The 4,612-nt window shown below is 63.6% G+C and carries 2 protein-coding genes and 3 pseudogenes; 3 read left to right on the top strand and 2 right to left on the bottom strand.

Features of this window, described 5'->3' with window-relative positions:
- The 3 genes and pseudogenes from ACZ4NT_RS38755 to ACZ4NT_RS38765 form a co-directional block, all read left to right on the top strand.
- Positions 1–138 (top strand): annotated as a pseudogene (locus tag ACZ4NT_RS38755) (IS630 family transposase); the annotation flags it as partial.
- Between the two features lie 120 nt (positions 139–258).
- Positions 259–576, top strand: coding sequence for a transposase (locus ACZ4NT_RS38760; protein ID WP_467730115.1), 318 nt, complete (start codon positions 259–261; stop codon positions 574–576).
- A gap of 1,010 nt (positions 577–1,586) precedes the next feature.
- Positions 1,587–1,988: a hypothetical protein gene (locus ACZ4NT_RS38765; protein WP_467730117.1), complete on the top strand. Its 402-nt coding sequence runs from the start codon at positions 1,587–1,589 to the stop codon at positions 1,986–1,988.
- Positions 1,989–2,007: 19 nt separating this feature from the next.
- On the opposite strand, the pseudogene ACZ4NT_RS38770 reads toward ACZ4NT_RS38765, so the two are convergent.
- Together ACZ4NT_RS38770 and ACZ4NT_RS38775 are read right to left on the bottom strand one after the other, a co-directional pair.
- A pseudogene (locus tag ACZ4NT_RS38770) lies at positions 2,008–2,790 on the bottom strand (IS5 family transposase).
- A gap of 837 nt (positions 2,791–3,627) precedes the next feature.
- Positions 3,628–3,829: pseudogene (locus ACZ4NT_RS38775) on the bottom strand (low molecular weight phosphatase family protein); the annotation flags it as partial.
- Positions 3,830–4,612 lie beyond the last annotated feature (783 nt).

A 4,612-nucleotide genomic window follows, 5' to 3' on the forward strand; every position in this document is an offset into this window, starting at 1 on the left:
CACTGGTCGACGCGGGCCATGGCCCAGGAGATGGGCCTGTCCCAGTCGACCGTGTCACGGATCTGGCGGGCCTTCGGCCTGCAACCGCACCGCACCGAGACGTTCAAGCTGTCCACAGACCCATACTTCATCGACAAGGACGGACCTTGACCCCGGATTTTGGACACCGGAGACACTTGGATCTTGATGGTCCAGGAGAACGGAGTCCCTGTGGGGATGAAGCATTACCCCGCCGAGTTCTAGGCGGACGCGGTCGCGTTGTACCGCTCGAGGCCGGGAGTGACGATCAAGTCGGTCGCCGCTGATCTCGGGGTGAGCACCGAGACGCTGAGGAGCTGGATCCGGGCCGCGGACGGCCGCCGGCCTGGCGCCCACTGCGCACCGCCGGCCACCTCGCAGACCGTCGGCAACGCCGTTCAGGCGGAGCTGGCCGCCGCCCACAAGAGGATCCGCGAGCTCGAGGAAGAACGGGACATTCTCCGCATCGCCCCCTGCGCTGGCCCCCCGTACCCGCTCCTACGAGGAACGACGGGTCAGCAAGGGCAAGACACGACGCGAAGCCATCTGATGCCTTAAATGCTACGTCGCTCGTGAGATCTACCAAGCCCTGCTCACAACGCGGAGCCAATCTCCCGCACCAGCCTCCACTGGTTGACATCCATAGGGGCATCGAGACCGCCACCTCCTTCCAAGCAGCGGTCAGTCTCGCGTCCTTCGTGCTCTGGGCAAGACCTGTTTGAAGAAGGCGCCTAATTTCTGTCAAACAACAATGCCTTTATCGCAGATCGAATACCACCCTGAGCGGGCTGGTCGAGCTACCAAATTACGTACTTCGAGGTAGAGTATCCAAGGCTGCTGGCACCATTAACTACAGCCGAGGCGGTTCCTTTGACCTGGTGTGAAGTGCCGGTTGCCCACCGGCCACTACTACAGATAACGGTCTGTCCGGGGGCAACGGAATCCCAGTGGCAGCTCTTGATGTAGGTCAGGCCATCCCATACGCTAACGTCAACATCGTTTAGCCACGTCTCGGCCGAGGCGTTCTTTACGCTCGCCCCAGGAACGTACCAATCGGGGCCGACCGGGTCAGACCAGAGTTCCACACAGCTCCAGGTGTAAGCCTTGTTTAGGCCGTTGCCGCCCATCCAATTAGACGCGCCACAGTTAGTAGAAACGAGTGATGCTGAAGCCGCGAAGGCGGGAGCGCTTAACGCGATTCCTGCCCCAACGGTCACAGGGATTGCCGCGATTGACGCAACAATGCGTCGCTTTCTCAAATTAAACATTAGACACTCCTTTAGTTGGTGTGGTAGCGATAGTACGAAAAACTACAAAACACCCCAGTTCTATGCAAGGTGCAGGCCATTGGCGGGTTCGGGTCGAGGAGGAGTAAATTACCAAGAAAAATATCACTCGACCGGAGCATTTTCTACTCCATTCTTCTTCCCGCGATATGGCATAGAGCTCGTAACACGATCATGAGACCCAGTCCCAGTAGTCGTGTCGTGTCGTGTCGTGTCGTGGTGGAGCGTGGGAGTGTGGCCCTGGATTGTGGGCGATGGCCCTGTGTGGGGAAGCGGGACTGGGTGAGCGTGGTGTGGGCGGCGACGTCGCCGGAATCGGGACTGTTCGATCCGGTTGAGAGACGTTCAGAGGTGCAGGATCTGTCAGATTGCTTCAACGACCTGCGTTCCTGTGGCCAGGGATACGTCGAGGTTCGGTCACCGAACAGGGAGTTCCCGGTGCTGACCGTGGCCTTCCGAGATGATCACGCGGTCGTCCACCTGATGAGTGACACCGAGCGGACGTCTCTGCTCGTAGGAGACGGCACCATGCTCTCGGATGCCGAGGTTGAGGTCCCGATCATGGACGACCTCGCCGCGTTCACAGGCGACTTTGTCCTGGACATCGACCGGGCATGGGACCTGGTGCACGACTTCACACAGACGCGGGTGGCCGGCCCTCTGGGTGAGTGGTGTGCATTGTAGTTAAGAGCTCGTGGCACGGTCATGATCGGTGCTTCTTCAGTCGCCTCCAGCAGATGAGGCCGCAGGCCAATGAGACGAAGGCGTCGTGGAGTTCGGTTCGGCGTTTCCGAGCGGACGGCGAGGCGTTTGAACTGGTGGAGCAGGGCGAAGGTCTACTCGACCACGTAGCGGAGCTTGCCCAGGCCCTTGATGTTCGGGGCGCCTTTGCGGGAGATGACCGGCAGAATCCGCCGCTTGCGCAGCTCCTCGCGGTTGGGGTTGGAGTCGTAGCCCTTGTCGCCGAGCAGCGAATCGGGGCGGCGGCGTGACCGGCCGGGACGCCCGGCCACGGGCGGGATGCCGTCGACCAGGGCGAGGGTCTGGGTGACGTCGTGACGTTGGCAGCGGTGGTGATGACTCTGAGCGGGGTGCCGCGTCCGTCACAGATCAAGTGGTGCTTGCTGCCCGTCTTCGACCGGTGACGGACCGGTGTCGGCTCCCCCTTTTTCGCACGGATGTGGGAGCCGTCCACACACGCCCTGGACCAGTCGAGTTCGCCGGCCGCATTCAGCTCAGCGAGCAGAATGCGGTGCAGCTGTTCGAAGACCCCGGCCTGCTGCCACCGCTCCAGACGCCACCAGCAGGTCTGGCCGGAGCCGAACCCCAGCTCCAAGGGCAGCAGTTGCCAGGCTATGTCGTTGTGGAGCACGTACAGCATGCCCCGCAGACACAGCCGGTCCGCCACCGGCCGAGGCCCCGGAGATCGCTCAGGCCAGGGCGGCAGCAGCGGCTCGATCAGCGTCCCCAAGTCGTCATCCACGATCCACGGCCCAGTACTCACACCCTCCCGAACGGCGGAATCGCCACATCGGGCACGCCCGGCCAGGACACCTCAACAAGATCGTGTTACGAGCTCATAGATCATAAAAGGAGGTTTCGGGGACGTTTCGACGGCTGATCACCGTCGGCCAGTTTTCGCCTGGTGGCAAGGTCACCGGGCGAAGTGCGGCAGCCCAGCAGCTGCGCGGCGTCCTCCACGAGTGGGCGCTTGATAGCGGTGGGTCGTTTTTCTCCTGCTCGCGGCGTTGGTCCGGCGGTAGTGGTGCGGTCGGATACCAGGGTGGCGATGGCTTGGTAGGTGTCCGGGAAGGGCCGCGGCGGCGGGTCCAGCGCTGGAGATGTTTCCAGGCGTTGTGGCCGGCGAGGGCGTGTTCGACGGTGATCCGCCTGAGGAGTGGTCGTGTGTCTGGTGTTTTGGTGTTCGACGAAGGGCGCTATTGGCTGGTGGCGGTGAAGGCCAGGAAGTTTTCAGGCTTGCGTTCGCGGCCTGGCCGGGGGTGTCTCTCTGTGGCTGGATGCTACCGAGGTCCAGGTCCGCCAGCCCGCCGCGTAGCCCACGGCGGCGGGCCGCAAGGCGTCACCAACCACCGCCGACTCACGACGTGAAACGACGTCAATACGGGAGCCGACCCCCGGGCTACTATCCGTCATCGCACCGCCGCCGCGACGGAATTGCGCACTCGTAGGCTCGTGCCGACCGTTCGGTGAGCCAGGGTAGGCGTGCCAGGACTGGGCTCGTGAAGTGGCGAAACGGACTGTCATCCGTACCGCTCCAGCTCCGTTTATGGGCAACGCCCCGTCCAGCGACTGGCGCCGACGTTCAGGCGGCGGGCGCCGGGGCGATCTCCGCGATGAGGGCCTCGACCAGGGTCCTGATCTCGTCGCGAATGGGGCGGACGGCCTCCAAGCCCTGGCCGGCCGGGTCGTCGAGCTTCCAGTCGAGGTAGCGCTTGCCGGGGAAGACGGGGGCAGGTGTCGCCGCAGCCCATGGTGATGCAGACGTCTGAGGTGGGGACCGCGTCGGCTCCGCCAGCTTCGCCCTGTCTCGTGAAGGCCGGGGAAGTGACTGGTATTGCGCTCGTCGCGACGATGGAGGCGACGGCGTCCAGCGAGCCAGACCATCGTGCGTTCGACGGTTCAGCGGTGCCGGCCGAGTCGTTGCAAGGTCTCGACTCCCTTACGGGCTATTCGGTGCCGGATGCCCCCGCCGGGATGGCCATCTCGCAGGTGGTGGTAGTGGTCATATCTCACGTTCATGACAGTCAGGCTGCTCCCGCTCGTAAGGCGCATACCGCCGATTCAATCCTGGAGCCCCCCCGTCGACGCAAGCGATAGACAAAGGCAGATCGGTCCGCTCAGTGATCAGGTGGATCTTCGAGCCGTACTTACCCCGGTCCACTGGATACAGATGCGTCAGCTCCCGGATGTTCACCGCGTCGATCGGGCAGCGAGACCAAGCACCTGCTCGTAGTCGGCTCGCCGCGGTTGAGGCTCCACCATGCCATGGCAGCGTAGGGACGGTCTCGATGAGCGTTGCGAGTTACAGCTTGGGGGGTGCCATGGTGAAGCGGGCGGTGACCTGGGCGTGTAGGTGCTGGCGTTGGGGTGCGAGGTCGAGGGGTGTGGTTTCGTCGGTGGTCTCGGCGGTGTAGGCCGCGGTGCGCAGGGCGTGGCCGGGGAGGGGGTGCGCCGGGTCGGTGTCGGTGAGTTCTTAGACGGTGTCCTATGTGGTGAGGCGGAGGAGCCTCTTGTAGCAGCAGAGGGCGGCGGCGAGTCCGAGAAACGCCAGGTAGTTGCGGGGGTGG

This window comes from Streptomyces sp. NPDC026417 (assembly GCF_055567695.1).